At 41.3% G+C, this 25,304-nt stretch carries 23 protein-coding genes and 1 other annotated feature; of the genes, 8 read left to right on the forward strand and 15 right to left on the reverse strand.

The window, feature by feature from the left end:
- Position 1 precedes the first annotated feature (1 nt).
- Positions 2-1,624 (reverse strand): putative polysaccharide biosynthesis protein, encoded by a 1,623-nt coding sequence (locus NST01_RS13660; RefSeq protein WP_017358331.1) that lies wholly within the window; start codon positions 1,622-1,624, stop codon positions 2-4.
- A gap of 175 nt (positions 1,625-1,799) precedes the next feature.
- On the opposite strand from NST01_RS13660, the gene NST01_RS13665 reads away from it, so the two are divergent.
- From NST01_RS13665 to NST01_RS13680, 4 genes are all read left to right on the forward strand, one after another.
- The gene (locus NST01_RS13665) at positions 1,800-3,071 is read left to right on the forward strand and encodes a BaiN/RdsA family NAD(P)/FAD-dependent oxidoreductase (RefSeq protein ID WP_341042011.1); all 1,272 of its coding nucleotides are present in this window, start codon (positions 1,800-1,802) and stop codon (positions 3,069-3,071) included.
- Positions 3,068-3,265, forward strand: coding sequence for a hypothetical protein (locus NST01_RS13670; RefSeq protein ID WP_008343027.1), 198 nt, complete (start codon positions 3,068-3,070; stop codon positions 3,263-3,265). Before NST01_RS13665 ends, NST01_RS13670 begins: the two co-directional genes overlap by 4 nt.
- Before the next feature lie 140 nt (positions 3,266-3,405).
- On the forward strand, positions 3,406-4,938 hold the full coding sequence (opuD, locus tag NST01_RS13675) for a glycine betaine transporter OpuD (protein ID WP_138826283.1): 1,533 nt from the start codon (positions 3,406-3,408) through the stop codon (positions 4,936-4,938).
- Between the two features lie 133 nt (positions 4,939-5,071).
- Entirely contained in the window at positions 5,072-5,596 is a 525-nt protein-coding gene (locus tag NST01_RS13680) for a CbrC family protein (protein ID WP_265785034.1), read from the forward strand.
- Between the two features lie 176 nt (positions 5,597-5,772).
- On the opposite strand, the gene NST01_RS13685 is transcribed toward NST01_RS13680, so the two are convergent.
- The 7 genes from NST01_RS13685 to NST01_RS13715 all read right to left on the reverse strand — a co-directional run bounded on the left by NST01_RS13685 (position 5,773) and on the right by NST01_RS13715 (position 11,055).
- Entirely contained in the window at positions 5,773-5,955 is a 183-nt protein-coding gene (locus NST01_RS13685; RefSeq protein ID WP_003217582.1) for a sporulation protein Cse60, read from the reverse strand.
- A gap of 101 nt (positions 5,956-6,056) precedes the next feature.
- Positions 6,057-6,368, reverse strand: coding sequence for a rhodanese-like domain-containing protein (locus NST01_RS13690; protein WP_057079186.1), 312 nt, complete (start codon positions 6,366-6,368; stop codon positions 6,057-6,059).
- Between the two features lie 54 nt (positions 6,369-6,422).
- Entirely contained in the window at positions 6,423-7,106 is a 684-nt protein-coding gene (locus NST01_RS13695) for a YesL family protein (RefSeq protein WP_007501858.1), read from the reverse strand.
- A gap of 24 nt (positions 7,107-7,130) precedes the next feature.
- Positions 7,131-8,420, reverse strand: a complete 1,290-nt coding sequence (locus NST01_RS13700; RefSeq protein WP_045034175.1) for a Gfo/Idh/MocA family protein — start codon at positions 8,418-8,420, stop codon at positions 7,131-7,133.
- 17 nt (positions 8,421-8,437) lie between these two features.
- Positions 8,438-8,962, reverse strand: coding sequence for a hypothetical protein (locus NST01_RS13705; RefSeq protein WP_052320999.1), 525 nt, complete (start codon positions 8,960-8,962; stop codon positions 8,438-8,440).
- Complete coding sequence (locus tag NST01_RS13710; protein WP_341042013.1) at positions 8,959-10,071, reverse strand: glycoside hydrolase family 88/105 protein; 1,113 nt, start codon at positions 10,069-10,071, stop codon at positions 8,959-8,961. The genes NST01_RS13705 and NST01_RS13710 overlap by 4 nt, the downstream gene beginning before the upstream one ends.
- An 18-nt stretch (positions 10,072-10,089) precedes the next feature.
- Complete coding sequence (locus tag NST01_RS13715; protein ID WP_008343019.1) at positions 10,090-11,055, reverse strand: ABC transporter permease; 966 nt, start codon at positions 11,053-11,055, stop codon at positions 10,090-10,092.
- 231 nt (positions 11,056-11,286) lie between these two features.
- Here NST01_RS13715 and NST01_RS13720 point away from each other — a divergent pair, with 231 nt between their 5' ends.
- Positions 11,287-13,587, forward strand: a complete 2,301-nt coding sequence (locus NST01_RS13720) for a helix-turn-helix domain-containing protein (RefSeq protein ID WP_019743703.1) — start codon at positions 11,287-11,289, stop codon at positions 13,585-13,587.
- Between the two features lie 35 nt (positions 13,588-13,622).
- Here the strand turns inward: NST01_RS13720 and NST01_RS13725 are convergent, their stop codons facing one another.
- Positions 13,623-13,994, reverse strand: a complete 372-nt coding sequence (locus NST01_RS13725; protein ID WP_008343017.1) for a winged helix-turn-helix transcriptional regulator — start codon at positions 13,992-13,994, stop codon at positions 13,623-13,625.
- Positions 13,995-14,148: 154 nt separating this feature from the next.
- Between NST01_RS13725 and NST01_RS13730 the strand changes: the two genes are divergently transcribed.
- Both NST01_RS13730 and NST01_RS13735 read left to right on the forward strand, forming a co-directional pair.
- Entirely contained in the window at positions 14,149-15,336 is a 1,188-nt protein-coding gene (locus NST01_RS13730; RefSeq protein WP_341042014.1) for an MFS transporter, read from the forward strand.
- A 13-nt stretch (positions 15,337-15,349) separates the two neighbouring features.
- Complete coding sequence (locus NST01_RS13735) at positions 15,350-16,189, forward strand: aldo/keto reductase (RefSeq protein WP_017367885.1); 840 nt, start codon at positions 15,350-15,352, stop codon at positions 16,187-16,189.
- A 44-nt stretch (positions 16,190-16,233) separates the two neighbouring features.
- Here the strand turns inward: NST01_RS13735 and NST01_RS13740 are convergent, their stop codons facing one another.
- The 6 genes from NST01_RS13740 to NST01_RS13765 form a co-directional block, all read right to left on the reverse strand.
- Positions 16,234-17,733, reverse strand: a complete 1,500-nt coding sequence (locus NST01_RS13740; protein WP_007501870.1) for an extracellular solute-binding protein — start codon at positions 17,731-17,733, stop codon at positions 16,234-16,236.
- A gap of 25 nt (positions 17,734-17,758) precedes the next feature.
- Positions 17,759-18,619, reverse strand: a complete 861-nt coding sequence (locus NST01_RS13745) for a carbohydrate ABC transporter permease (protein ID WP_098680761.1) — start codon at positions 18,617-18,619, stop codon at positions 17,759-17,761.
- 218 nt (positions 18,620-18,837) lie between these two features.
- Positions 18,838-19,590 carry an NAD-dependent epimerase/dehydratase family protein gene (locus NST01_RS13750; protein WP_341042017.1) on the reverse strand — a complete coding sequence of 251 codons (753 nt, stop codon included), beginning with the start codon at positions 19,588-19,590 and terminating at the stop codon, positions 18,838-18,840.
- Between the two features lie 52 nt (positions 19,591-19,642).
- A complete protein-coding gene (locus NST01_RS13755; RefSeq protein WP_047945261.1) occupies positions 19,643-20,545 on the reverse strand; it encodes a dienelactone hydrolase family protein in 903 nt (300 codons plus the stop codon).
- A gap of 130 nt (positions 20,546-20,675) precedes the next feature.
- Complete coding sequence (leuS, locus tag NST01_RS13760; RefSeq protein ID WP_017367888.1) at positions 20,676-23,090, reverse strand: leucine--tRNA ligase; 2,415 nt, start codon at positions 23,088-23,090, stop codon at positions 20,676-20,678.
- Positions 23,091-23,187: 97 nt separating this feature from the next.
- Positions 23,188-23,409, reverse strand: a binding site (T-box leader).
- Positions 23,410-23,511: 102 nt separating this feature from the next.
- Positions 23,512-23,841, reverse strand: a complete 330-nt coding sequence (locus NST01_RS13765; RefSeq protein WP_008343006.1) for a DUF4257 domain-containing protein — start codon at positions 23,839-23,841, stop codon at positions 23,512-23,514.
- Between the two features lie 425 nt (positions 23,842-24,266).
- On the opposite strand from NST01_RS13765, the gene NST01_RS13770 reads away from it, so the two are divergent.
- Complete coding sequence (locus tag NST01_RS13770) at positions 24,267-25,070, forward strand: PAS domain-containing protein (RefSeq protein ID WP_017367889.1); 804 nt, start codon at positions 24,267-24,269, stop codon at positions 25,068-25,070.
- Positions 25,071-25,304 lie beyond the last annotated feature (234 nt).

The following is a 25,304-nucleotide window of genomic DNA, read 5'->3' on the forward strand; positions in this document are numbered from 1 at the left end:
CTTAACTCTTTTTTCTTAAAAATGACGGCATCCGGCTGCCAAGTACACGCTCTAACAATCCAACTTTATAAGATAAGAACATATACACACCGCCGCCAGTGATCATTGAAATCAAAATAACAATACCAGCTTGTATGATTCCGCCTTCATATGAAATGACTTGACTCACAAGCTGACATGTCACATAAGCCACTACAGCCATGATTGCCGTTAAAATACCAATTAAAATAAACCGTTTGAAAATCCTGCGGAACGAATAGCCTGCATGGCGCTTGATCATGATGAACATATATAAAATCGAGGCACTGTAGCCTAATGCCGTTGCAAGCACAGAACCGTTTCCTTGCAGCCAGCTAATCAGCGGGATATTGAGAACCGTTTTAATGATAATCCCTAACAAAAGACTGACGATCGCAAATTTTTGTTTGTTAATCCCTTGTAAAATCGCTGCGTTAATGGTGAATAAAGAAAACAGTAACGCAACAGGTGCATACCAAAACAAAATAGAAGTCCCAATCTCAGGGTGCACAGACGGATAGAAAAACCAATAAACTGGTCCAGCCAATGCCGAAATGCCAAATGAAGCAGGCAGAACGAAGAATAAAATGACCTGCATCGTTTGATCAATTTGCCGATTCAGCAGCTTGTAATTTCGCGCTGTAAAGGATTCCGTTATGGTTGGAATCAATGTTAAACCAAATGCAGTTGCAAGTGACACAGGAATCATGACAAGCTTCGGTAAATATAACGTCACAATAGACAGAACCGCTGTACTAATATCCTGATGTCCTGATGCAATCATCGCTCTGTTAATTGTATTTGTATCAATATAAGAATAAATCGGAATGGCAAGCCCAACAAACACATAGGGTGCTGCATAACTGAAAAGCTCTGTAAACATTTGCTTATAAGATAATCCAGAATAGTCCCCTGTATTCGGCTGCATTGCCAAAAGCCGATCTTTCCGCTTCAGCCAATATAAATAAAGCGTAAATAGACCGCCAAACGCACCAATGAGTGCGGCAAATGTGGCATAACCAACCGCAATAACAAGACCGCCGTCAAGCACTTTTAAAATGATAAACGTCGCTGTTAATAGGAAGATGATTCTGACAAGTTGTTCGATGACTTGGGAAACAGCTGTCGGGCCCATCATCGAGTGGCCTTGGAAAAACCCTCGCACAAGACTCATAATGGGTACAACCAATAGACCCAAACTGACCATCCGAATCACATAAACCACTTGATCAACCGTCAAACCGCCAGTTTCATTCGATCCTCCAAGCTGAATCTTGGCAAAGATCGGTGCGGTCAAATATAAAATAGAAAAGGCGATAATACCGGTGACAAGCATGACCGACATACCCGCCCTGAACATTTTTCTTGTTGTCTCATAATCGCCGATTGCATTATATTTAGAGACGAATTTCGATACCGCTGTTGGAAAACCGAGCGTAGCAATACTTAAAAAGATCGTATACTGATTGTATCCATATTGGAATAGCGCACCACCAGTCGCTCCGACCATTGCGCTAAATGGAATTAAGTAAATCATACCAAGAATACGAGAGAGATAAGTCCCTATCGTTAAAACCAACGTACCACGAAGCAGTTTATTAGACATGCGCTTAACCACCATTTTTCTAATGAATATTCAACTTAACTATTTTAACACATCATTTCATCGCACAGGTAACAAATCCAATACAGAAGTCACAAAACCAATCAATTCATATTTCAGCCTTCCCCAATCTTCGTTATAATAGAGAAATGACTGAAAGTAGAAAGAGGAATGTAACATGAAACATTATGATGTCATTGTCATTGGCGGTGGACCTTCTGGACTGATGGCCGCGATTGCATCGGCAGAACACGGTGCATCGGTTCTGTTAATTGACAAAGGAAACAAACTTGGCAGAAAGCTCGCCATTTCTGGCGGTGGACGCTGCAATGTGACCAATCGCCTTCCAGTAGAAGAAATCATCAAGCATATTCCCGGAAACGGCCGTTTTCTATATAGTGCATTTTCTGAGTTCAATAACGAGGATATTATTTCGTTCTTTGAAAATCTAGGTATTGAACTAAAAGAAGAAGACCATGGACGTATGTTCCCTGTCTCAAACAAAGCACAATCTGTTGTGGATGCCCTATTAGATAGGCTCCGCGTGCTCAATGTGACCATTCGAACGAATGAAAAGATTAAAACCGTTCTGTATCAAGACGGACAAGCAGCTGGAATTGTTACAAATAATGATGAAAAAATTTCAAGTCATGCCGTTGTCATTGCTGTTGGCGGGAAAAGTGTGCCGCATACAGGCTCTACTGGCGATGGCTATGCATGGGCAGAAGCCGCTGGCCATACCATTACAGAGCTCTTCCCAACAGAAGTACCCGTCACGTCAGACGAGCGTTTTATTAAGGACAAAGTGCTTCAAGGTCTTTCATTAAGAAGTGTGGCCGTGAGTGTTTTAAATAAAAAAGGAAAACCCGTCGTCACTCATGTCATGGATATGATCTTTACACACTTTGGCTTATCAGGTCCTGCCGTTCTGAGATGCAGCGGATTTGTTGTAAAGGAACTGAAAAAGCAACCGGCCGTCCGTCTTCAAATTGACTTATACCCAAAGCTCAATGACGAGGAGCTTTTCCAAAAGCTTCATCGTGATTTAAAAGATGAACCAAAAAAAGCCATTAAAAATGTCCTGAAATCTTGGATGCAAGAGCGCTATTTATTGTTCCTTTTAGAACGAAATGGCATTGATCCGCAGGAGACATTTTCTGGTCTCGCTAAAGATAAACTGCGCGCTTTTGCGCATGATTGTAAACATTTCATCGTCCATGCAAATGGGACGCTTTCTTTAGATAAAGCCTTTGTTACAGGTGGCGGCGTTTCTGTCAAAGAAATTGAACCGAGGAAAATGGCATCCAAAAAAATGTCCGGTCTTTATTTCTGCGGAGAAATTTTAGATATTCACGGTTACACAGGTGGTTACAATATTACTTCAGCACTTGTGACAGGCAGGTTAGCTGGCATGAATGCCGCACTAGAAGTAAAGGAGAGATTTCAATGATTAGACGCGCACTTCCGATTGTCCTTGCAGTTGTCATTAGTTTGACAGCCGCTTTCTTTATGAAGCTGTCCATTACCCCGTTAAAAATCGCCATTATTTTAGCGTTTACGATTTTCGCAGTTTGTTTAAAAGAATATGTCTACCGTCTGCGCAAACGAATTGAAGAAAAGTCATCTTCACATATCGATGGTTGATAAATGGAAGCAAAACATGTTACGGTAAAATAGAGGTCGAGTGAGAAACTCGCCTCTTTTTGTTTGAAAATAGTTGAGACAGGGGATATTAAACAAAATCCTCTGCTTAAACGTGTAGAACAACAGGAGAGTGAGATGGTGTGAAAAACGTATCAAGTGTATTTTGGATTGTGATTGCAATCACATTTATTGCCGTTCTATGGGGAGCCTTTTCTCCAGAATCACTGCAAAATGTGACAGATCAAATTCAAACATACATTACAAATGACTTTGGCTGGTATTATTTATTAGTCGTATCGCTTCTAGTCGGCTTTTGTCTATTCTTTATCTTTAGCCCTATCGGAAAAATTACGTTAGGAAAGCCAGGTGAAGAGCCTGAATTTGGTCTTTTTTCTTGGTTTGCGATGCTATTTAGTGCTGGAATGGGTATTGGGCTTGTTTTTTACGGAGCAGCTGAACCGATCAGTCATTATGCGATTCAATCACCAACGGGTGACACTGAAACTGCACAAGCCTTCCGTGATTCCCTTCGTTATACTTTTTTCCACTGGGGACTTCATGCATGGGCGATCTATGCCATTGTTGCGCTTTGCATTGCATACTTTAAATTTAGAAAAGATGCGCCTGGCTTAATCAGTGCAACACTGCAGCCAGTTTTAGGAGATAAAACGCACGGATGGATCGGAAAAACCATCGATTGTATTGCTGTGTTTGCGACAGTTGTTGGTGTTGCAACGAGCTTAGGATTAGGCGCAGCACAAATCAATGGTGGATTGGATTATCTATTTAACATTCCAAATGCCTTTAGCACACAATTGATTATTATCATCATTGTGACGGTGCTCTTCCTTGCATCTGCTCTTAGCGGTATTGGTAAAGGGATTAAATATTTAAGTAATATCAACATGGTATTAGCAGCTGTTCTGATGTTTTTCTTACTTTTGGTAGGTCCAACAGTTTATATTTTAAATTCATTTACTGACTCTATTGGACAATACTTATCCAACATCGTTCAAATGAGCTTTCGCTTATCTCCAAATGACCCTGAAAAGAGAGAATGGATTAACGGATGGACGATCTTTTATTGGGCATGGTGGATCTCTTGGGCACCATTTGTCGGGATCTTTATTGCACGTGTATCACGTGGACGAACCATTCGAGAGTTTTTAGTTGGTGTGTTAGTTGCTCCATCTATCCTTGTATTTCTTTGGTTCTCTATTTTCGGTGTTTCTGCGATGGACTTACAGCAAAAGAATATTGTCGATGTTGCAGGCCTTTCTACGGAAACCATGCTTTTTGGTGTACTAAATGAATATCCGCTGGCAATGATCACATCGATTCTAGCTCTTATTTTAATTGCGGTATTCTTTATCACATCAGCAGACTCAGCTACATTTGTTCTCGGAATGCAGACAACCTATGGATCATTAAATCCAGCGAATAGTGTAAAGATCAGCTGGGGTATTATCCAGTCAGCAGTAGCGGCAGTTCTCTTATTTTCAGGCGGTCTTCAGGCCTTGCAAAACACAGCCAAACTTGCTGCTTTACCGTTCTCTGTTGTCATCATTTTAATGATTGTATCCCTGTACAAATCATTAAATGAAGAACGAAGAGCGATTAAACAAGCAAATAAGTACAATAAACCAAGAAGTCCAAGAGTAAAAAAAGCATAATCATCACAAGAGAAAAGCCGTTCCTCATCCGAACGGCTTTTTTTCTCGTTGAAATAATTGAAGATTGTCATGACACCGCGTATTCCGATAAAATAGTGTTGAATCATCACTTTTCTACATAATGGAGGTTTATATGACGTTACCTACGTTCAAGTACAACCCAGACCCAGTTTCATTACATGTAATTAAAAAAGAGCAGACGATATGCCCCGTTTGTGAGAAAGAACGAGATTATGTATATCATGGTCCTTTTTATTCTATTGAAGACGTTTCTGGCATTTGTCCTTGGTGCATTAAAGATGGATCAGCTGCTCAAACATATAATGGAATGTTTCAAGACGATGTGAGTTGTGATGACGTCGATCATGAAGATTATATAGATGAACTGATCTACAGAACGCCGGGTTACCGCGGATGGCAGCAGGAATATTGGTTAAGCCATTGCGGGGATTTTTGCGCGATTGTGCAGTATGTTGGATGGAAAGAAATTGAGCATTTAGAGGAAGAACTCTCAGAGGATATTGAAGAGATTTGCAGTGGTGGACATTTCACAAAAGAGAACCTGAAACAATGGCTCGTGAATGGAGGAGACTTACAAGGCTACCTCTTTCAATGCGTTCACTGCAAAAAGCATCGTTTACATATTGATGCTAGTTGATCATGTCAAAAAGGACCTTTATTTTAGCCCTTTGTCTTAATAGAAAACCTTTGCAGCCCTAGGAAGGACGAGTACTGGCGCGGAGCGAATTTCACATTCGTGAGCACCAGCACGCAGGACTGCGGGCGAATACGAGGGTTTGTCTACACACTGAAAGGACCCTTCAGCAGGTCCTTTTATTTTTTATATAAAATGAGCGCTGAAAAACAGTAGAGCTGCTCTCCTCCTTGCTCACAGATCACCGCCACATTGTATTTGATGTCAATAATTTGGTCGTCGTCCATTCCTTTTAAAAAAAGATTGATTTCGCTTTGCAAATCTTTCTCGTGTTCTTCATCAAATACAGCTACCTTCAGCACATATGCCACGCTCCCTTCTCTTGCTACTCTATTTTTATGCAAATAGAGACGGACATATGAACAAAAAAAGCCTTCCATCTTGTCGATGAAAGGACTTCTTTTTACAGCTTCGGTTTTGTTTCTCCTGTCCATGCAAGCATGCCGCCAACGACATTGGTTGCTTGATACCCTTGGTCTTCTAAGAAATAGCAGACATTCTCACTGCGTTTACCAGAACGGCAAATAATATAATACTCTTGCGACTTATCAAACGCATCTAGCTTCTCAGGAATATCCCCCATTCGAATATGGACAGCCTCTGGAATCATGCCTTCTGCTACCTCTTCATCCTCACGCACATCGACGAGCTGAATGGCTTCTTCTTGCGCTAGCTTTTGCTTTAATTCTTCTATTGAAATTTCTTTTACTGACACGACTCTCATCTCTCCTTTTAATCACGGTGACACCATTATAGCAAATCATACACATCACTGCGTATTCACCCGCTTGGATTGAAGGAAAGACGGGAATCGTTTCTTCACATCAACTGCCGGCTGCTCGCTTTCAAACTCTATCTTTTTAAACACTTGATAGGCTAGCCACATGTGGCCATATGCGAGAATGCTGATGCTAAAAAACGGCACGATCCCTGGCAAATAAGCAAATAGGATAAAGAGAACAGCCGAGAAAACGAGCATAGAGAGCGTATATTGCAAATACGAGATGCCAAGCAGAAGGGAAAATTTCAAATAAAGACGCTTTTTCCAATCATAATGAGCCAGCAGCGGAAAGATATAAAACAAGCTGACAATAAACAGAAAACCAAAGATATAGATCGCAAAGCGAAGCACGTGTAAAAACCAACTCGTTGGATAAATATAAGCAAGGTCTACATAAATAATCGTCCCGATGATGACCAGCACCACTCCAATGACATTAGAGCGTACAAATTCTTCGCGGTATACTTTCCAAAAGGTTTGAAAGACGCTGACTTGCTCATGCCCTTGTATCCACTTTCTCATCACAGAAAATAACGCTGTTGTTGCAGGCATGAAGCCAAAGATTCCAAGCCCAAGTAAAGTGAACAAAAGCCATAACAAATTCGTATAGGCGAGTCTCATCACCCACTCACACATGCGCAGCATTCTGCTCATTGATCCATCATGATCCATCTCTCTTCCCTCCTCTCTTACTCGTTACACCGTCTCTTTTTGAAACAATTCTTCTATTTCAATCGGGCGTTTTTCTGCAACTGAGCGCCACATGCCTTCGCCAAGTGCAATGGAATAAGCACCCGCCTCTGCTCCTGCTGAAATGTCATAAGGAATGAGCGGATCTTTTCCTAAAAATAAATCTGCTAATAATAGCGGATCTCCGCCTCCATGACCACCTGATTGCTTCACAACTTCAATCGTTTCTTTTCCACCAAACATCGGGTAGTATGCAATTGTCTGTTCAGGGAATTGAAAAGGGATTCTCGATGGCACATGAAACTCATTTGTTTCAATCCGTCCCTTCGTCCCGTTAATCGCAAGCCGGTAGCCTTCATATGGCGCTGAAAATTGAATCGAGTAACTTAACAAAGCCCCCTGATCATAAGCCACTGACGCCACGTATGTATCCTCAATATCAATTTCTTGATCAAAAATACAGGCATCCGGGCGATAATTCGAGTATTGCTTTGACTGCTGCTCACCTGATTCAATATGGTCATCCTCCACCTTTGTGCGCTCTACCCGCGGATTCCACCTTGCTTCATAATGACAGGTATCTCTTACATGACAGGTTCCACAATATCGATTCTCTTCACCCTGCAAAGGATTCCAAGGACTTTCATCCCCATAATAATTCAGTGCGCCATAGGCAAATACTTGCTTCGGCTTTTGATCAATCCACCAGTTGACCAAGTCAAAGTGATGGGTCGATTTATGAATAGACAGACCGCCTGAATATTGACGCGAGCGGTTCCACCTTTTAAAATAACTGGCTCCGTGATACGTATCAATGAGCCAGCTTAACTCAACAGACGTGACCCTTCCAATCTTTCCATCTAAAATAAGCTCTTTTATCTTTCGGTGGAATGGATTGTAGCGATAATTAAAGGTGACGGTGACCTTCCCTTTGCTTTCTGCCTCTTTTTCCATCACCTGTTTGGCATCTTTTGCTGTTGTGACCATCGGCTTTTCCGTTATGACATCCAGATCATGATCCAGTGCCTGCAGGATATATGTGACATGTGTATCATCTCGCCCCGCCACAATGACGATATCTGGTCTTGCTTCCTTCACCATCTGACCAAATGCATCCTCATGAAAAAATGAGACTCCCCTTAGTGATGGAAAACGCTCCTGACAAAGTGTATACCGCTTCTCATCTACATCTAGGAGCCCTGTAATCCTGTAATGCTCATTGAAATCCTCGGTGAGCGGTTTGATAAACATATTGAAAGCACGGTGACTGAGCCCGCAAACGGCGACCCTTTTCACATTCCCCACCCCTTTTTCTATTGGTTTTCACGAAGCTGCTTCATGAGAGACAGTGCCTCTTTAGATTTCTCCGCATACACAGGTATGAAGGCGACCATATCTCGGTGTAATCGAAAGGTATAGCCATTTAGCTGCTTTGTTCCTTTCTTGATTTGGACCGCATAATCGACTGTATTTCCCGTCTTTGCATCTTCCACCGTATATGGTCCTTCCCCTTCGCCATCTACCCGCATCTCTTCAAGCAGCTGAAAGCTTTCAGGATCATCATATGTTCTAAACATTTCTTCCGGGACAAACATCACGTCCCCCTCTTTTGCAGTTATTTCAACAAGAAGTTTTTCAGGAATTGCAGGGAAGATGTGAACGTCGTATGTCTCCTGATTTGGTTGAAAAGCTTTCTCCACTAATTGGTCTTTCATTGCTTTTGACATGTCAGAAAAAATAAGGACATCAATCCCCTCTGTTTTCCCCTGACAGGCGGACAAATAAAAGGCAGCGATGAAGCTGAGGAGCCATGCCGCAGCCCTTTGATGCCGCCTCATACCTTTTGAAACACAGACAGCTTTTCTAGTTCAGTTAACGCCATAATAAAAGCGCCTGCTCCATGCAAATCATTCGTGCTCCGCTCTCTGCCAACGTAATAATCATAAAAACCCGCAGATGTTCCAATACAAATATCGTTCACTGTAAAATCGCCGTTGTCTTTTTCCTCCGTTTTATACTGAATCAACCCTTGATACGCTTTGACCACATGATCAACATATCGAAGACTGACATATCCTTCATTCATGGCTTTTGCCATCGCATACATGAATAGACATGACCCTGAGCTTTCAAGCCAGTTGTCGCTATGACTTCCTTTATCAATGATCTGATGCCATAGACCTGTTTCGTCGTCCTGATACTTTGCTACACTTTCCAGCATATCTGTCAGTGTGTCCTTCCACAATTTTCGTCCTTCATGACCTTCTGGCAAATCTTCGATCATATCGGCTAACGCAAGGACATACCAGCCAAAGGATCTTGCCCAAAATTCTGGGGAACAGCCCGTCTGTTGATCAGCCCATGGCATCACTTTCCGTTCATCCCATGCGTGATAGTAAAGGCCCGTTTTTTCATCTTTGGTATGCTTTCTCATGAGATGCTCTTGATGGATGACCATGTCCACCAGCTCCGATTCTCCTGTCAACTGGGCATACTTTAAAGCAAAAGGCCCACCCATATAAAGACCATCTAGCCACATTTGATAGGCATAATTGTCTTTATGCCAAAATCCGCCCTCAGACGTGCGATTCAGCGTCCGGTAAAGCCCCCGAAGCTTTTCCGCTGCCTTCACATACCGCTTCTCTCCCGTTCTTTCAATCAGCGGGAATAAAATGAGCCCTGCTTGAATGGCATCAAGCTCGTCTCTGCGGAATAACAGATTCCCATGGTCATCAATGAGTGAGTCAGCATAATTTTTCACATAATCAAAGTACGCCTCGTTTTCTGTTGCTTCGTAAAGCTTCATCACTCCGCAAAGGAAAACCCCTTGATGATAGTGCCACCTTCCAGCTGGCGGAAGTTCAATCGGTGTATACGCTTTCATTATTGTTTGTGCTAATTTCTCTGCATGCTCAAGCGGTGATCCCTTTTCAATCGATAATGTCATTGGTCTTCATCTCCCCTTTTAATAAATCCCTTCTTCTCCAAACTTCTTCGCTAAACGGTTTGCCATCATGACCAAAATAAGTCCAACGGCTGCTTTAAATAAACCAACAGCAGTACTATAGCTGAATTGTCCTTGCTTCAGACCAGCTGTATACACATACGTATCAAAAATCTCTGCAACTTCCCTGTTGGTCGCATTGAGTAATAAATAGACATGTTCAAATCCAAGCTCTAACGTATCACCGATTTTTAAAATGAGCAGTACAACAATGACACTTTTAATCGCAGGAAGGGTGATGTGCCACATTTGTCTGAGTCTGCCGGCTCCATCCATTTTTGCTGCTTCATATAGCTGCGGATCCACTGCTGTAATCGCCGCAAGATAAATAATGGTTGACCAACCCGCTTCTCTCCAGATTACCTGCAAAATGTACATGGGTCTAAACCATTCTTGACTAAGAAGGAAGTTAATCTTTTCTCCTCCGAAGAAAGCAATCAATTCATTGATTAACCCGCCATCTACCGTTAACAAAACAAAAGATAAGGACACGACAATCACCCATGACATGAAGTGAGGAATATAAATCATTGTCTGAACAAATTTCTTAAACAGTGCCAATCTGACCTCGTTTAAAAGAAGAGCTAATAAGATTGGAATCGGAAAGAAAATCACGACATTCATGGCAAATAAAATGAGCGTATTTTTTAATAAGATGAAAAATGTTGGTTCTGTAAATAAGCGAATAAAGTGTTTGAAGCCAACCCACTCACTGCCAAGAATTCCGAGAAACGGCTGGTAATCTTGAAAGGCAATGATCAGCCCCCACATTGGGACATATTTAAAGACAAGAAAATAAAGGAGCCCTGGCAAAATCATTAAATACAGAAATTTTTGACTAAGTAATTGGTTAAGTAAGCGCTTTCTCTTTTCTTTTTTCAAAGCTGCCGCAGGCACACCCTTGGCAGTGACATCCTGTGTTTTCACAGATAAAGCCTCCCCTCATGCTGATGCATGTGTTAACTGTATCTTAAGGATGAAAAATCCGTCTACAATCATATCATCAGATCATATTTACTCAGGGGAAGCTACTCAAAACGTTACATAAAACATAAGAAAATGATCCTAATCTCAGAAAATGATTATTGACAAACCTACCAGATTTTTGGATTAATAAACTAAGGGGAAAAGATTGTTTCGTTTGAAATGGGGGGTTTTATGAAAAGAAAGCAGTATAAATTTTATTACAAGCTGGTGACGTTTTTTTTCGTGCTTAGTACGATTCCTGTTATTATTGTCGGTATTTTTTCTTATCAGCATTCGCAAAAAACTGCACTCGAAAATATTTCAAATGAAAAGCTGGACAGCGTCAAACAAACGCAATCCAATATTGAGCATATTCTAAAGACAGTAGATCATTCTCTCACTCACTATGTCAGTTCGCCGCCTCTCCTTCAAACACTGGCAGAACCTTTAAATCCAGATCAATTCCAACTTTATAATCAAGTCCAACAAGAACTGAATTACCTGCAAACCTTCGACACCGATCTCTCCAATATTACACTTGTTAGTAAAATGGAAGATTGGTATATGAACAATTCTGGTCTTTATCATGTCTCAAACGGGGATCAAGAGAAAGCGTTAACCTCTTACCTCAATATTCCGAGTCATTCCAGCTGGGCACTTGAAGAAAATAATCCACTTGTCTCAACAAAAGAAGGAAAGACATCCTTTTGCAAATACAATGTGAATTTAATCAAGCAGCTGCCGATGAATAGTGTCCAAAAAAAGGGGATCGCCGTCGCCAGCATTCCAAGCTGCGTGATTGCTGACAACATGCCTGACTTCTCTCAATCTGATAGTATGTTTGTCATTGATACAAACGGAAAAGTGCTGCTACATAATCGAAAAGAACAAATTGGTGACTCGTTAAAAAATCAAGATTTCGTCAAACATGTCCTGTCACTTGAAGAACGATCCGGACAATTTGATATGAAAATCGATGAACTAAACTATCAAATTACGTTTCAAAAATCAGATTATAACGAATGGACATACTTATCCTTTGTCTCCATTCCCGAACTAAAGCAACAAACGAAATCAATCGGGTGGATCACCTTTATTATTTGCTTTATTTTGTTAGCGCTTTCATTATTATTTTCATGGTTTGGCTCTAGACACTTTTATAAACCGATTCGCTTATTATACGAATCCTTTGCACGTAATGAGTCGTTTTTGCATAAACAGCCTTTCCAAAATGAATTTGAGCTCATCGAATCGAGCATTAAACAAATGAAAGATCAAAACAATGATCTAGAGGAACGGATTGAGCAGCAAGTGACACACTTACAGCAATACTTTATGGTGCGGTTGCTGCTTGGCAAGCTGACGGAAGAAGAGATTCACAACCGATTTCAAAGTCTAGGCTTTCCTCGTGACTGGTCCCATTTATCCATGCTTGTGACCCAAATCGATACACTAAAAGGAACGCCGTATGAAAAAAAGGATGCAGACTTGCTTTTATTTGCGATAAATGGACTGATTGAGCAGATTATTCCGCTAGAGGAGCATCTTCAGCCGACCGTTGTCAATCAGCATCAAACGACGATTGTCCTCAATCAATCGAAGTCAGAAGAGGAATTTACTGAATATTTAAATCAATTAGCCGAAACAATTCAGCAGCGGATTGAGGAAGAGCTGGGCTTGTCGATCAGCATTGGGATCAGTCGCTCATTTAAAGAGCTCTCTATGGCCAAACATGCTTATATTGAGGGAAAAGAAGCCTTAAAATACAGGCTCAAAGCAGAGAAAAAATCCATTCTTTTATACGAACACATTCAGCAAGGAAAGACGTTTAAAACTCACTTCCCAAAACAGCTGCAACATGATTTATTCGATGCCATTAAAGCAGGCGATCAAGGCAAGGCAGATCACTATTTACATGTGCTTCTGCAATCCATTTTTTCTAAAAATGCTGGACCACATGAGTACCAGATTGCTCTCGCTCGTTTTTTAAACAATCTCATCGAGCTGATGCATTTGCTAGGCATTGAATTGTTTGAAGTCGAAGATAATAAAATGCTCTATGATACGATCTTTGAGTTTAAAACGTTTGAAGATACAGAAGCGTGGCTGAAACATGAGATCATTCGACCCATCATTGATCAGCTCGGCGCGCGTGAAGACTCTCAATATAAAAATATCTCAGAGAAAATCATTCATATCATTCATCAAGAATTTGACTCAGATTTGACATTGGACGAAATCGCTACACGCCTGCACTACAATCCAAATTATTTAAGTAGTATTTTTAGAAAGGAAATGGATATCTCCTTTAGTGAATATCTCTCGTCTTACCGACATCATGTCGCCAAAAACTGGTTGGTGGAGACGGATATGTCGGTGAAAGAAATTTCGGAAAAGCTAAAATACAAAAATCCGCAAAATTTCATCCGTTCCTTTAAAAAGCTGGAAGGCACGACACCTGGGAAATACCGTGATCAGAAAAAAGGCACATAAAGCAAAGTCCCGCTCTCACAAGAAGCGGGACTTTTTTATTTAAACTGTTCATTTAGAATACTGTCTTCCAGCACTGAAAGCGGCTCGCCATACACTCGTTCAATATGGGCTGCCCCCCAATCACATAACGCATTCAAAATTCGCTCAAGTGACTGTCCGTATTCACTTAATTCATACTCCACTTTAGGCGGCACTTGTTCATATACAATGCGGTTAATCACACCGTCATTTTCAAGCTCTCGCAGCTGCTGTGTGAGCATTTTTTGGGTGATATTTGGCATGAGGCGCTTCAGTTCACTCGTCCGCTTTTTCCCATGTGTTAAATGACATAAGATGACACACTTCCATTTCCCGCCGATCACCTCAAGCGTTGCCTCCACAGAGATATTATATTTCTTCTTTTCCAACGTCGCTTCACTCCTTTTGATGCTGTACAGGCACTTTTTAGTACCTATATTACAAAAAAGTACGTACTTTTTTTTCTGTCATCTATGTTAGATAATAACTCTTGCCGATCGGCTTCGTCTATCAAAATGTCATGAAAGAAGGATGTGAATCACGATGCAAAACAAACAAAATCACTTTGCCCTTCTCGCACTAGCGATTAGTGCATTTGCTATAGGTACAACTGAATTTATCTCTGTAGGTCTTCTGCCGATGATCTCAGAAGACTTTGGCGTGAGTGTCAGTCAGGCCGGATGGACCGTTTCTTTATATGCGCTCGGTGTTACCTTTGGCGCACCAATTCTAACCTCACTTACGTCAACGATGAAAAAAAAGACATTGCTTCTGCTCATTATGCTAGTCTTTTTGATCGGAAATACACTCGCCACGATTGCCCCGACTTTTTCTGTACTCTTAATCGGACGAGTGATTTCAGCCCTATCACATGGCGTATTTATGTCGATTGGCTCGACCATTGCCGCAAGCCTTGTGGTGAAAGAAAAGCGGGCAAGCGCTATTGCCTTTATGTTCACTGGTTTAACAGTCGCTACTGTGACAGGTGTGCCATTCGGTACGTTTCTTGGTCATGAGCTCGGCTGGCGGACGTCATTTGGTGTGATTGTTATGATTGGCCTAATCGCACTGATTTCTAACTATTTCCTTGTTCCGTCTCAATTGAAACAGGGCGTGAAAACAACGTTTAAGGATCAAGCAGCCTTATTAAAGTCGAAAAGAATGTTGCTTTTATTTGTCATTACTGCTACAGGGTATGGAGGAACTTTTGTCGTCTTCACCTATTTATCCCCTCTCTTGCAGCATGTGACAGGTCTTGCGCCTGGAACAGTTGCATTGATCCTGCTGTTATACGGGATGACCATCGCCGCTGGGAATGTCATTGGCGGAAAAGCAGCGAATAAACAGCCAATGAAGGCACTGATTTATATGTTTATCATTCAAAGTCTCATCTTGTTTATCCTTAGCTTTACTGCTGGATTTATGACACTCGGGATTGGAACTGTGATGCTGATGGGACTGTTTGCTTTCATGAATGTCCCCGGCCTTCAAGTTGCCGTCGTTGATTTTGCAGAAAGGTATACACCTGGAGCTGTCGACGTTGCTTCCGCTCTGAATATCGCTGCCTTTAATGCAGGTATCGCCATTGGTTCATTTTTAGGCGGCATCGTGACAGATACCCTTGGGCTTGTGCATACCGGCTGGGTTGGCGGCATCATGGTGCTCATGGCGGCTATACTCACGATGGTGAGTCATCAAATCGAACAAAAAGAATACAAACAAACCATTTAAAGGAGACTTTCATATGAACGATTTACAAAGTACAAAAACATTAAACAACGGCGTCCGCATGCCAGGATTTGGTCTTGGGGTCTTTCAGGTTGAAGAGGGAACGGAATTAATTGAAGCTGTTAAAACAGCCATTCAATTAGGATATCGCAGTATTGATACAGCTTCTATTTACGGCAATGAAGAAGGCGTTGGACGAGGCATACAACTTGGTCTAGCAGAAACAGGCCTTCGCCGCGAAGACATCTTTGTGACATCCAAAGTGTGGAATGCCGATTTAGGATATGAAGCGACACTAAAAGCATACGAAGACAGCCTGAAAAAACTTCAGCTTGATTACCTTGATCTGTATTTAATTCACTGGCCAGTTGAAGGGAAATACAAGGAAGCATGGCGCGCGCTTGAAACGCTGTACCGTGAAGGAAAAGTCAGAGCCATCGGTGTGAGTAACTTCCAAACGCATCATCTAGATGAATTATTGAAAGATGCGGACATCATTCCAGCGATTAATCAAGTCGAGTTTCATCCAAAACTCACGCAGGAAACGCTGTTTACGTATTTGAAAACACATGGCATCCAAATGGAAGCCTGGTCACCACTTATGCAGGGAGAGCTGCTGCACCACCCGCTGATCACGGAGCTTGCGGGCATATACAGCAAAACACCTGCTCAAATTATTTTGCGCTGGGATGTTCAAAAAGGCGTCATTACGATTCCTAAATCAACGAAAGCCCATCGTTTAAAAGAAAATGCCGATATTTTCGATTTTGTCCTATCTGATGAGGATATGAAGCGCCTGTCTGCCTTAAATGAAAATAAACGAATTGGTCCTGATCCAGACAACTTCGACTTTTAATGAAAACACCCCCGCTTTTTACTAAGCGGGGGTCTTCATGTTCATCATTTTGATTTTTTAAAGGAAGCTTCATATTCTTCTATGATTTTATTTCCACCATTTGATTTCCACTTCTCTACATCTTTCTTAAATTGTTCTTCGTTGATATCACCAAGAATGAACTTATAGGTCGCATCATCGATGATTTTCTTCAATTCATTTCCTCGCTCTGATGCTGTTTCTGAATACAGGCTTTCAGCAGGGTTAGCGACAATGATGTTTTTATTGTCTTCTTCTAGCTCTTCATATTTTGTACGAACTGCATCGCCTTTATTTTTCAAGTAACGTTTATCAATCCCTACGAGGCTGACAAGCGGCTGTACATCTGTCTGCCAGCTTTTCACTTGGCTTTCTTCCCTCACAAATGTATTTCCATCTTGTTTGTTATAATGCTTTCCATCAATCCCGTATGTCATGAGACCATACACGTCTTCTTCTGCAATGCGGTCAAAGAAAGCCAAAATTCTCTTTAACTCTGCTTCTGATTTGACGCTTGTTTTCGGGAAGGCGAAGATGCCATTATGGCCGCCTGATGCCCATACACGTTCTTTGCCATCTGGGCCTTTGATTCGGTTGATAATATCCACTTCCATGTTTTTATCTGTTGCATCATCTCTTAAGTTCACTGCATCTACCATATTTCCAACATAGATACCCGCTTTTCCTTGTGAAAACAATTCTTGCTGCTGCGTTTTGCTTGTGACTGGGAAGTCTTTGTTTATATAACCATTGTCACGCAGCTTTTTCATATATTTCATTGTATTCATATACTCATCTGTCATAAAGTCTGGCGTAAATTTGCCATTTTCTTCTTTCCAATCTGTTGGCATTCCTTCATAAGAACCAAGCGTTTTAAATGCACCGTAAATCAAATCATTACGGTCTGTAAAACCAATTGTATCGTCCTTGCCATTTTTGTTCGGATCTTTTTCAGTAAATGCCTTGGCTACCTCATAAAGGTCATCTAGCGTTTTTGGTGTATCCAAATTTAAATTTTCAAGCCAATCCTTTCGAATGACAATCCCTTGTCTTGAAAGTGGTCTCTCTCTATAAATGCCATAAAGCTTCCCATCGATAGAGGCATTTTTATTAATCAGTTCGTTCATCTTACTTAAATTTGGATAATCCTTTAAGTATGGACCGATTTCCCAGAACATGCCTGATCTGAACGCATTGATAGCAGATGAATTCTTAATGTCTTGAATCGTCACAATTTGCGGGAGGTTCCCTGCGGCAAGTGCTGAATTTAAACGGTCTTCTTTCACCGCATCAGGCACCCACGTAATATCAAGCTCTGTATTTGTAAGCTTCTCAATCTCTTCTAACACTGAATCTTTTGGCGGCTGCTGATGATACAAAATCGCCATCCATGACAGCTTCACCTTTTTGTCTAAATCAACCTTTTCATCTGATGAGCTTGCCCCTTTACTTGAACAAGCTGACAGAATACCGCTTGCGGCAAATAACAAAACAAAGGCAATCAGCCATAATTTCTTTCTCCCCATAAGATCCCTCCGTTATTCCATCTTTTTAACCCTTTACAGAACCTAGTAATGCCCCTTTGTTGAAATGCTTTTGAATAAATGGATAGACAAGCAGAACGGGAATGGTCGCCACGACGATGACCGCCATTTTAATGGTTTGGTCTGGCGGCGGTGTGGATGAGCCCATATCTGACATATCTCCCTGCATACCGCTTGATACAATGACGATTTGTCTTAACAGGACCTGAATTGGCCATTTCACCGAATCGTTTAAATATAAAATGGCTGTCATGTACGTATTCCAATACGTCACGGCATAAAAAAGTGAAATCGTCGCAATAGCTGGCAAAGAAAGTGGCAGCACGATTTTAAAGAAGATCCCTAAATCGTTACAGCCGTCCATCTTCGCTGATTCTTCAAGGCTTGCCGGAATGTTTTGAAAGAAGTTTTTCAAAATGATCAAATTGAATGCATTGATGGCCACTGGCAGAATGAGTGACCAGTAAGTATCAAGCAGCCCAAGTGTTTTCACGACAATAAACGTCGGAATCATCCCTCCGCTAAACAGCATCGTGAAGACAACGAGAAACATGAGGGTTCTCCTGCCCTTTAGCTCCTGACGAGACAGCCCATACGCCATGAGTGAGGACAAAAACATGCTGACCGCTGTTCCAACGAGTGTCACAAGAATGGATACAATCAGGCTGCGATACACAATATCTGTAGAAAAGATATAGCGATAGGCCTCTAGAGAAAACGTCGTTGGAAACAAAATAAACTTCTTTGAGATGACCTCTTCTACTGTCGCAAAAGAGGCGGCAATGACATGGATGAACGGGAGCACACATATTAATGCGAACATGAGTAGAAAAGAGTAATTAAATACATTGAACAATCGGCCTTTAATAGAACGATCTATGTTCATCACGCCCTTTCTTTGTAAGCGTTATCATTTCGTCTGAACATAAGCTGCAGCCTTTGACGATATCGTGATTAAAATGTAACAAACGGGGGAAGAAAGCGTCTATAATCATCATGACAGACCACAGAGATGATCATGCCATTCGTGCTTTTAGCCTCATCAATGAAAAGAAAAAGATCATGAGCTAATGTCATGATTATGCCCTATGCCTGATCGTTTTCTTTCAGAATTTCTGCCGTATTGACATCTGGCCTGTAGCCTAACTCCTGCTTCGTTTTCTCAGTAGACCAAGGTTTTCCTTTGTTTTCTGATACGGCATAATAAGTCCCGAATGGAACGTCTGTTTCGATGGCAGCCTTGATCATGCTGAAAAGATCTTCATGTGAAAGAAGCGTTCGTTTCGTTCTTTTTTTGGTGTGCAATCCTTCCATCTCATCTGTCACGACGGTTCCAATTCTCAAATTGATGACAGACATACCTGTTTGATCGTGAAACAAACGCCCAAGCTGTTCGGAAGCAAATTTTAAAATGCCATACACATTTTTCGTTGCTGGTACATCATCAGTCGTAATTTCTCGCCCTAGTAAGGAGTGACCATCTTTTTCATAGCGATCTGTCACATGATTACTGCTTGCAAAAATGACTTTTGGAATGCTTAACCTGGTCGCTGAACGAAACATATTATACGTGCTTATCCAAAACACCTCATTCATTTTTGCAAACTCCTTTTCATTCATCACATCATGCGTCATGTCTATGTTTAAAAGATGAATGATCACATCTGTATCTCTTGGAATGGCTTGAAACAACTCAACATCATTTGCCGCATTTGCAAAAATGACTTCTTCTACACATCTTGTTTGATCAATGATGGTCAGGTCATACTCCGAAGAGAGCTCTTTAGTTAATAAACGTCCGATGACACCACATCCGCCAATCATGGTGATTTTTTTCATCTGTTTCCTCCTTCATCTTCTATCGGAGTAGTATGTCCATGCCGTCTATTGATTACAGCCACTTTTTCAAAAAACGTGTAGCCTCGTGGCGCATAGCAGCCGTTTCAAAATGACCTGCATGTAGACCTATAAGCTGATAACGTTCCTTTAAGGAAGCAGCTTGATAGGCTTGACTTAATGTCTGTTGAATTCGTCCAACACCTTCAGCAGGAGTAAGCTGATCATGCTTTCCAACTAAGCTTAAATGCGGTCTTGGGAAAATCATTTCTTGGATGTCAGCTGCTGTAAAGTGCTTAGCTAAGCTCGGTACATAATAGTAAAAACCGTGTCTATCTAAATGATTTGTTTCAATCAATGTGTGATGATCAACCTGTGCGCAAAGATCCACACACACACTGACCCTCTCATCAAGTGCTGCCGTCCACCATGAAAGAAGGCCGCCCATTGACATCCCAAAAACAGCTAAACGCTCTGGGAGTACATCAGAGCGGGACAGCAAATAATCAATTGCACACATGCTCTCATACAGCATCATGCCCCACATCACTTTTCCTGTTAACAGCATTTCTTTGAAAATTTCACTTTCTGTTCTTCCCCTTCTTTCACCAAATCCCGCATGATCAATCGCCAACACACTATAGCCCTTTGAAGTGAATTCTTTTGCGTATGAAGGCGCTTGCAAATAATGAGCCCCCTTCAATAACTCTTCTTTCCCATCCACATAATTCCCACCATGAGAATGCTGAAACAAGACAACAGGCCTTTTTTTTACTGTATCTTTCGGCTTCACAAAGTAAGCCGGAACTTCCTCCACCCCATGAATAGAGAGAATGAGTGTTTCTACTAAGTACGATTCACGTTCCTCAATCTTTAACGTATACGCCTCCACACGATGGCGCTCCGGCATTTCCCCTAATAAACTGAGCAGTTGTTCACGTTTGCTTTCCTTTTCCATTGACGTCACTCCTCATTTTCTTGATCAACTTGTTAAATACGAGATTGATGGAGGAATTACCTTGTTTTCGACAAAATTATGTCCCGGGAAATAAACAACACCCATCGGCTGATACCGATGGGTGCGTTCATTAGTTCGCGACAATATTGACAAGTTTTCCAGGAACCGCAATCACTTTACGGATTGTTTTCCCTTCAAGCTGTTCTTTTATCCGTGCATCATTTTTCGCAAGCTCTTCTAGCTGCTCTTTTGTTGCATCAGCAGGAACCGTTAATTTTGCTTTCACTTTTCCATTTAGCTGTACGACAATTTCCACTTCATCATCGACAAGTTTTGACTCATCATATTGCGGCCATGCTTCATAAGAAATAGACCCTTCATGACCAAGTTTATTCCAAAGCTCTTCCGCTACATGCGGTGCAATTGGAGAAAGAAGTTTCACAAAGCCTTCTGCATATTCTTTCGGCAGTGTGTCAGCCTTGTATGCATCGTTGATGAACACCATTAATTGTGAAATCCCAGTATTGAAACGTAAGCCTTCATAATGATCCGTTACCTTCATGACGGTTTCATGGTAGCTGCGCTCTAATGCGCCGCCAGATTGCTCTGTCACTTTATCACTGATGGAGCCATCTTCATTTGTAAACAGACGCCATACACGATCTAGGAAACGACGAGCACCATCAAGACCTGTTTCAGACCAAGCAATTGACGCATCTAAAGGTCCCATGAACATTTCATACAGTCTTAATGTATCTGCACCATGAGATTCTACGATATCATCTGGGTTGACAACATTCCCTTTTGATTTACTCATTTTTTCATTATTTTCACCAAGAATCATTCCTTGGTTGAACAATTTCATGAACGGTTCTTTTGTTGGAACAACACCAATATCATACAAGAATTTATGCCAGAATCGTGCATATAACAGATGAAGCACAGCATGTTCTGCTCCACCAATATACACATCAACCGGAAGCCATTTCTTCAGCTTTTCAGGCGATGCAAGTTCTTCTGTGTTATGTGGATCAATATAACGTAAGAAGTACCAGCAGCTACCTGCCCATTGTGGCATCGTATTGGTTTCACGGCGTCCTTTTTTACCTGTCACTGGATCGACGACCTCTACCCAATCTTTAATATTCGCTAAAGGTGATTCACCTGTTCCGCTTGGCTTAATCTCCGTCGTCTTAGGCAAAATCAGTGGAAGCTCTTCCTCTGAAACAGCTGAAGATGTTCCGTCCTCCCAATGAATAATTGGAATTGGCTCTCCCCAGTAACGCTGACGGCTGAACAGCCAGTCTCTTAAACGATAAGTGACTTTCTTTTCACCTTTTTGATGTTCTTCCAGCCATGCAATCGCTTTTTCAATTGCTTCTTCTTTCCCTAAGCCGTTTAAGAAATCAGAATTGATGTGCTTTCCATCACCTGTGTAGGCTTCTTTGTCAATGTCTCCACCTTCTACAACCTCTTTGATTGGAAGATCGAATGTTTTGGCGAATTCATAATCACGCTCATCATGAGCAGGAACTGCCATGATCGCTCCAGTGCCATATGTGGCTAACACATAATCTGCAATCCAGATCGGCATCTTTTCCCCATTCAATGGATTGATGGCATAAGCACCTGTGAAAATGCCCGTTTTCGTTTTAGCAAGATCTGTTCGCTCTAAGTCACTCTTAGATTGAATTTCTTTGATATATGCTTCAACTGCTTCTTTTTGAGCAGCTGTTGTAATTTTTTCAACTAGTGCATGCTCTGGTGCAAGAACGGCATATGTTGCACCAAATAGTGTATCAGGACGTGTTGTAAACACCGTAAACTGTTCGTCATGTCCTTCTACTTCGAAGTGAACATGTGCACCTTCAGAACGTCCAATCCAGTTGCGCTGCATGTCTTTGATGCTTTCAGGCCAATCAATGTCTTCTAAATCTTCTAATAGCCTGTCCGCATATGCTGTAATTTTTAGCATCCATTGCTTCATTGGACGTCTTTCAACAGGATGTCCTCCGCGCTCACTTTTCCCATCAATGACTTCTTCATTTGCAAGGACTGTACCAAGTGCTGGGCACCAGTTTACAGGTACTTCATCAATATACGCCAATCCTTTTTCGTACAATTTCAAGAAAATCCACTGCGTCCATTTATAATAATTCGGATCTGTCGTGTTAATTTCTCGATCCCAATCATACGAGAAGCCCAATGATTGAATTTGGCGGCGGAAATTATTAATGTTCTCTTCTGTAAATGCAGCTGGATCATTTCCTGTATCCAGCGCATATTGTTCCGCTGGAAGACCAAATGCGTCCCATCCCATTGGATGAAGAACATCGTATCCCTGCATACGTTTCATACGTGATAAAATATCCGTTGCTGTGTATCCTTCAGGATGCCCTACATGAAGCCCTGCTCCTGATGGATAAGGAAACATATCTAGCGCATAAAACTTTGGCTTATCTTCCGAGTCAGATGTGGCGAATGTTTTATGTGTCAGCCAATAATCCTGCCACTTCTTTTCAATTTCCCGATGCTGAAAACTCAATGTGAAAACCTCCTTTAATGTGTACGGCTTTATCTGCACAGATGACCACTGCAAGAATTCAGATTTTTCTAAAATCAACAAAAAACCCTCATCCCTAGAAAGGGACGAGAGATTTTTTGGTTCCCGCGGTACCACCCTTGTTAGCGTCATGAACTGTTCATACGCTCACTTAATATCTTTAACGCAGACATGCGACAGAAGCTTTAACGCAACTGCAACTCTGAGGCGAGTTCAGAAGCAGATTTGATTGACTTTCACCAGCCGTCAATTCTCTAAAGACAAATACTGCTTTCCTACTACTCCTCTTCACTGTTCTTATCGTAACCGTCATCTAAGTAGTATTTTATAGAATTATGATCATAAGTGCAAGCAGGTTTGTATACAATGGGAATGTACCCTAGACTAGGGTAAAGTGAGGATATTATTCGTGTGGAGATCGGTTATGACGGTTGGAGCCTGCATCCTGTGAACGTTCTTCTCTCACAAAATCGAAGCTTCGCAGAACTGCTTCTCCTCCGTAACCTGAAATAATGGATAAGATGATCAAGTGCAGACTAGATTCGGGATTTGAGGATAAGACAAGCAGTGTAGCAGCAATCATCCCAACGAGCCAATCTTCAATAAACCCTAGATAAATAAACTTCTTTGTCATTCTGGGCTTCTCTAGCCTGCCTTTTTTCTTTACGTGACCGAGAATGCCCATGACCCCTCCAATGGCGCAAGCAATAATGACTTGTTGCAGCATTTTCATCACCTTCCTAAAGCCCTTAGAATAGTAAAGCGACTTCAGGCTGTCCAGCCCCCTGTAATGCCATTCTGCTGTTCCGTCATAATCCATGTAAAAGGTCTATTCTCTCTAACGAAGAAAAAAAGCTTGTTTCTTCCATTATATGTGAATGACCCAAAAACAATCTTGATGCATTGGAATCATTTTCACCTAATCCATATTAACTATTTTTGTCATTTTATGAATTATTCCCAAATGATTCCTTCTTTTTCTAATGAAAAGTCTCCTTACTTACTCTATTCTAATGGAGGACAAACTATGATGACAAATTTAACAAAACGATTGCAATCATTGAAACAGAACATATGTTATGTTACGTTTAAAAAGAATTCATTTGGTTTTAAAAAAACCATCTTAAATGTCTGATAGTAGCAGCAAAGGAGGGTAATATGGTCAGCTCGAACATCTTCGGATTGCAAAAACAGCTTGAACTCATAAAAAAAGCGCTGGATCATGCGCGGATTGGTGTTGTCATTACAGACCCTTCTTTAGAGGATAACCCTATCGTTTATGTGAATCATGGCTTTACACAAATGACTGGATACAAACCAGATGAGATTCTTGGACGTAATTGTCGATTCCTCCAAGGAAAAGACACAAATCAAGAGCAACTTGACTTAATACGTCACGGAATTCAACACAAAACACCTATTACCACACAGCTCAAAAATTATAAAAAAGACGGTACTTTTTTTTGGAATGAACTCAATATAGATCCTCTATACATTGAACAAGATGACAAAACATTTTTTATTGGCTTTCAAAAGGATATTACAAAACAGAAAGAATATGAACAACTCCTAGAAGATTCCTTACAGGAAGTCACCTCTCTGTCGACGCCAATTGTCCCAATCAAAAATGGGGTTTCCGCTCTTCCACTCATCGGAAAATTATCAGAAGAACGCTTTGATGCCATCGTCGCGAAGTTAACTTGTATATTAGAAGATTCAAAGGATGATTATTTAATTGTCGATCTTTCTGGTTTAATAGATGTCGATGATTCCGTTGCAACGCGAATTTTCAAACTGCATCACCTGCTGAACTTAACTGGAACTGAACTCATCATCACTGGGATCAAACCACAGCTTGCGATGAAAATGAAAGACTTAGATACAGACTTCCAGAATACGATCACTTATTTAACGGTAAAAGAAGCAATCAAAGGATTGCCATTAGCTGAAAACCCTGTATAAATAGGGTTTCAGATTGTTGACAAAGGGCTAAAATGATCTTTATTTTAGCCCTTTGTCTTCTTTTCAGCGTGATAGAAAACCTTTGCAGTCTAGGAAGGACGAGTACCGGAGCGGAGCGAATTTCACATTCGTGAGCACCGGCACACAGGACTGACACCGAATGCGAGGGTTTGTCTACACGCTGAAAACCCTGTTTAAACAGGGTTTTTTTAATTGAACCGCTCCCCAAAATGG

It is taken from the genome of Bacillus sp. FSL R7-0166, from assembly GCF_038008935.1.
GTDB lineage: Bacteria > Bacillota > Bacilli > Bacillales > Bacillaceae > Bacillus > Bacillus altitudinis.

Coding starts and splice junctions, on each gene's coding strand:
- NST01_RS13740 (WP_007501870.1), bottom strand. CDS start 17,733: ATGGGGAGAAAGAAATTATGGCTGATTGCCTTTGTTTTGTTATTTGCC.
- NST01_RS13680 (WP_265785034.1), top strand. CDS start 5,072: ATGACGTTACCTACGTTCAAGTACAACCCAGACCCAGTTTCATTACAT.
- NST01_RS13730 (WP_341042014.1), top strand. CDS start 14,149: ATGCAAAACAAACAAAATCACTTTGCCCTTCTCGCACTAGCGATTAGT.
- NST01_RS13660 (WP_017358331.1), bottom strand. CDS start 1,624: ATGTCTAATAAACTGCTTCGTGGTACGTTGGTTTTAACGATAGGGACT.
- NST01_RS13695 (WP_007501858.1), bottom strand. CDS start 7,106: ATGGATCATGATGGATCAATGAGCAGAATGCTGCGCATGTGTGAGTGG.
- NST01_RS13770 (WP_017367889.1), top strand. CDS start 24,267: ATGGTCAGCTCGAACATCTTCGGATTGCAAAAACAGCTTGAACTCATA.
- NST01_RS13765 (WP_008343006.1), bottom strand. CDS start 23,841: ATGAAAATGCTGCAACAAGTCATTATTGCTTGCGCCATTGGAGGGGTC.
- NST01_RS13750 (WP_341042017.1), bottom strand. CDS start 19,590: ATGAAAAAAATCACCATGATTGGCGGATGTGGTGTCATCGGACGTTTA.
- NST01_RS13720 (WP_019743703.1), top strand. CDS start 11,287: ATGAAAAGAAAGCAGTATAAATTTTATTACAAGCTGGTGACGTTTTTT.
- NST01_RS13735 (WP_017367885.1), top strand. CDS start 15,350: ATGAACGATTTACAAAGTACAAAAACATTAAACAACGGCGTCCGCATG.
- NST01_RS13665 (WP_341042011.1), top strand. CDS start 1,800: ATGAAACATTATGATGTCATTGTCATTGGCGGTGGACCTTCTGGACTG.
- NST01_RS13705 (WP_052320999.1), bottom strand. CDS start 8,962: ATGAGGCGGCATCAAAGGGCTGCGGCATGGCTCCTCAGCTTCATCGCT.
- NST01_RS13755 (WP_047945261.1), bottom strand. CDS start 20,545: ATGGAAAAGGAAAGCAAACGTGAACAACTGCTCAGTTTATTAGGGGAA.
- NST01_RS13670 (WP_008343027.1), top strand. CDS start 3,068: ATGATTAGACGCGCACTTCCGATTGTCCTTGCAGTTGTCATTAGTTTG.
- NST01_RS13710 (WP_341042013.1), bottom strand. CDS start 10,071: ATGACATTATCGATTGAAAAGGGATCACCGCTTGAGCATGCAGAGAAA.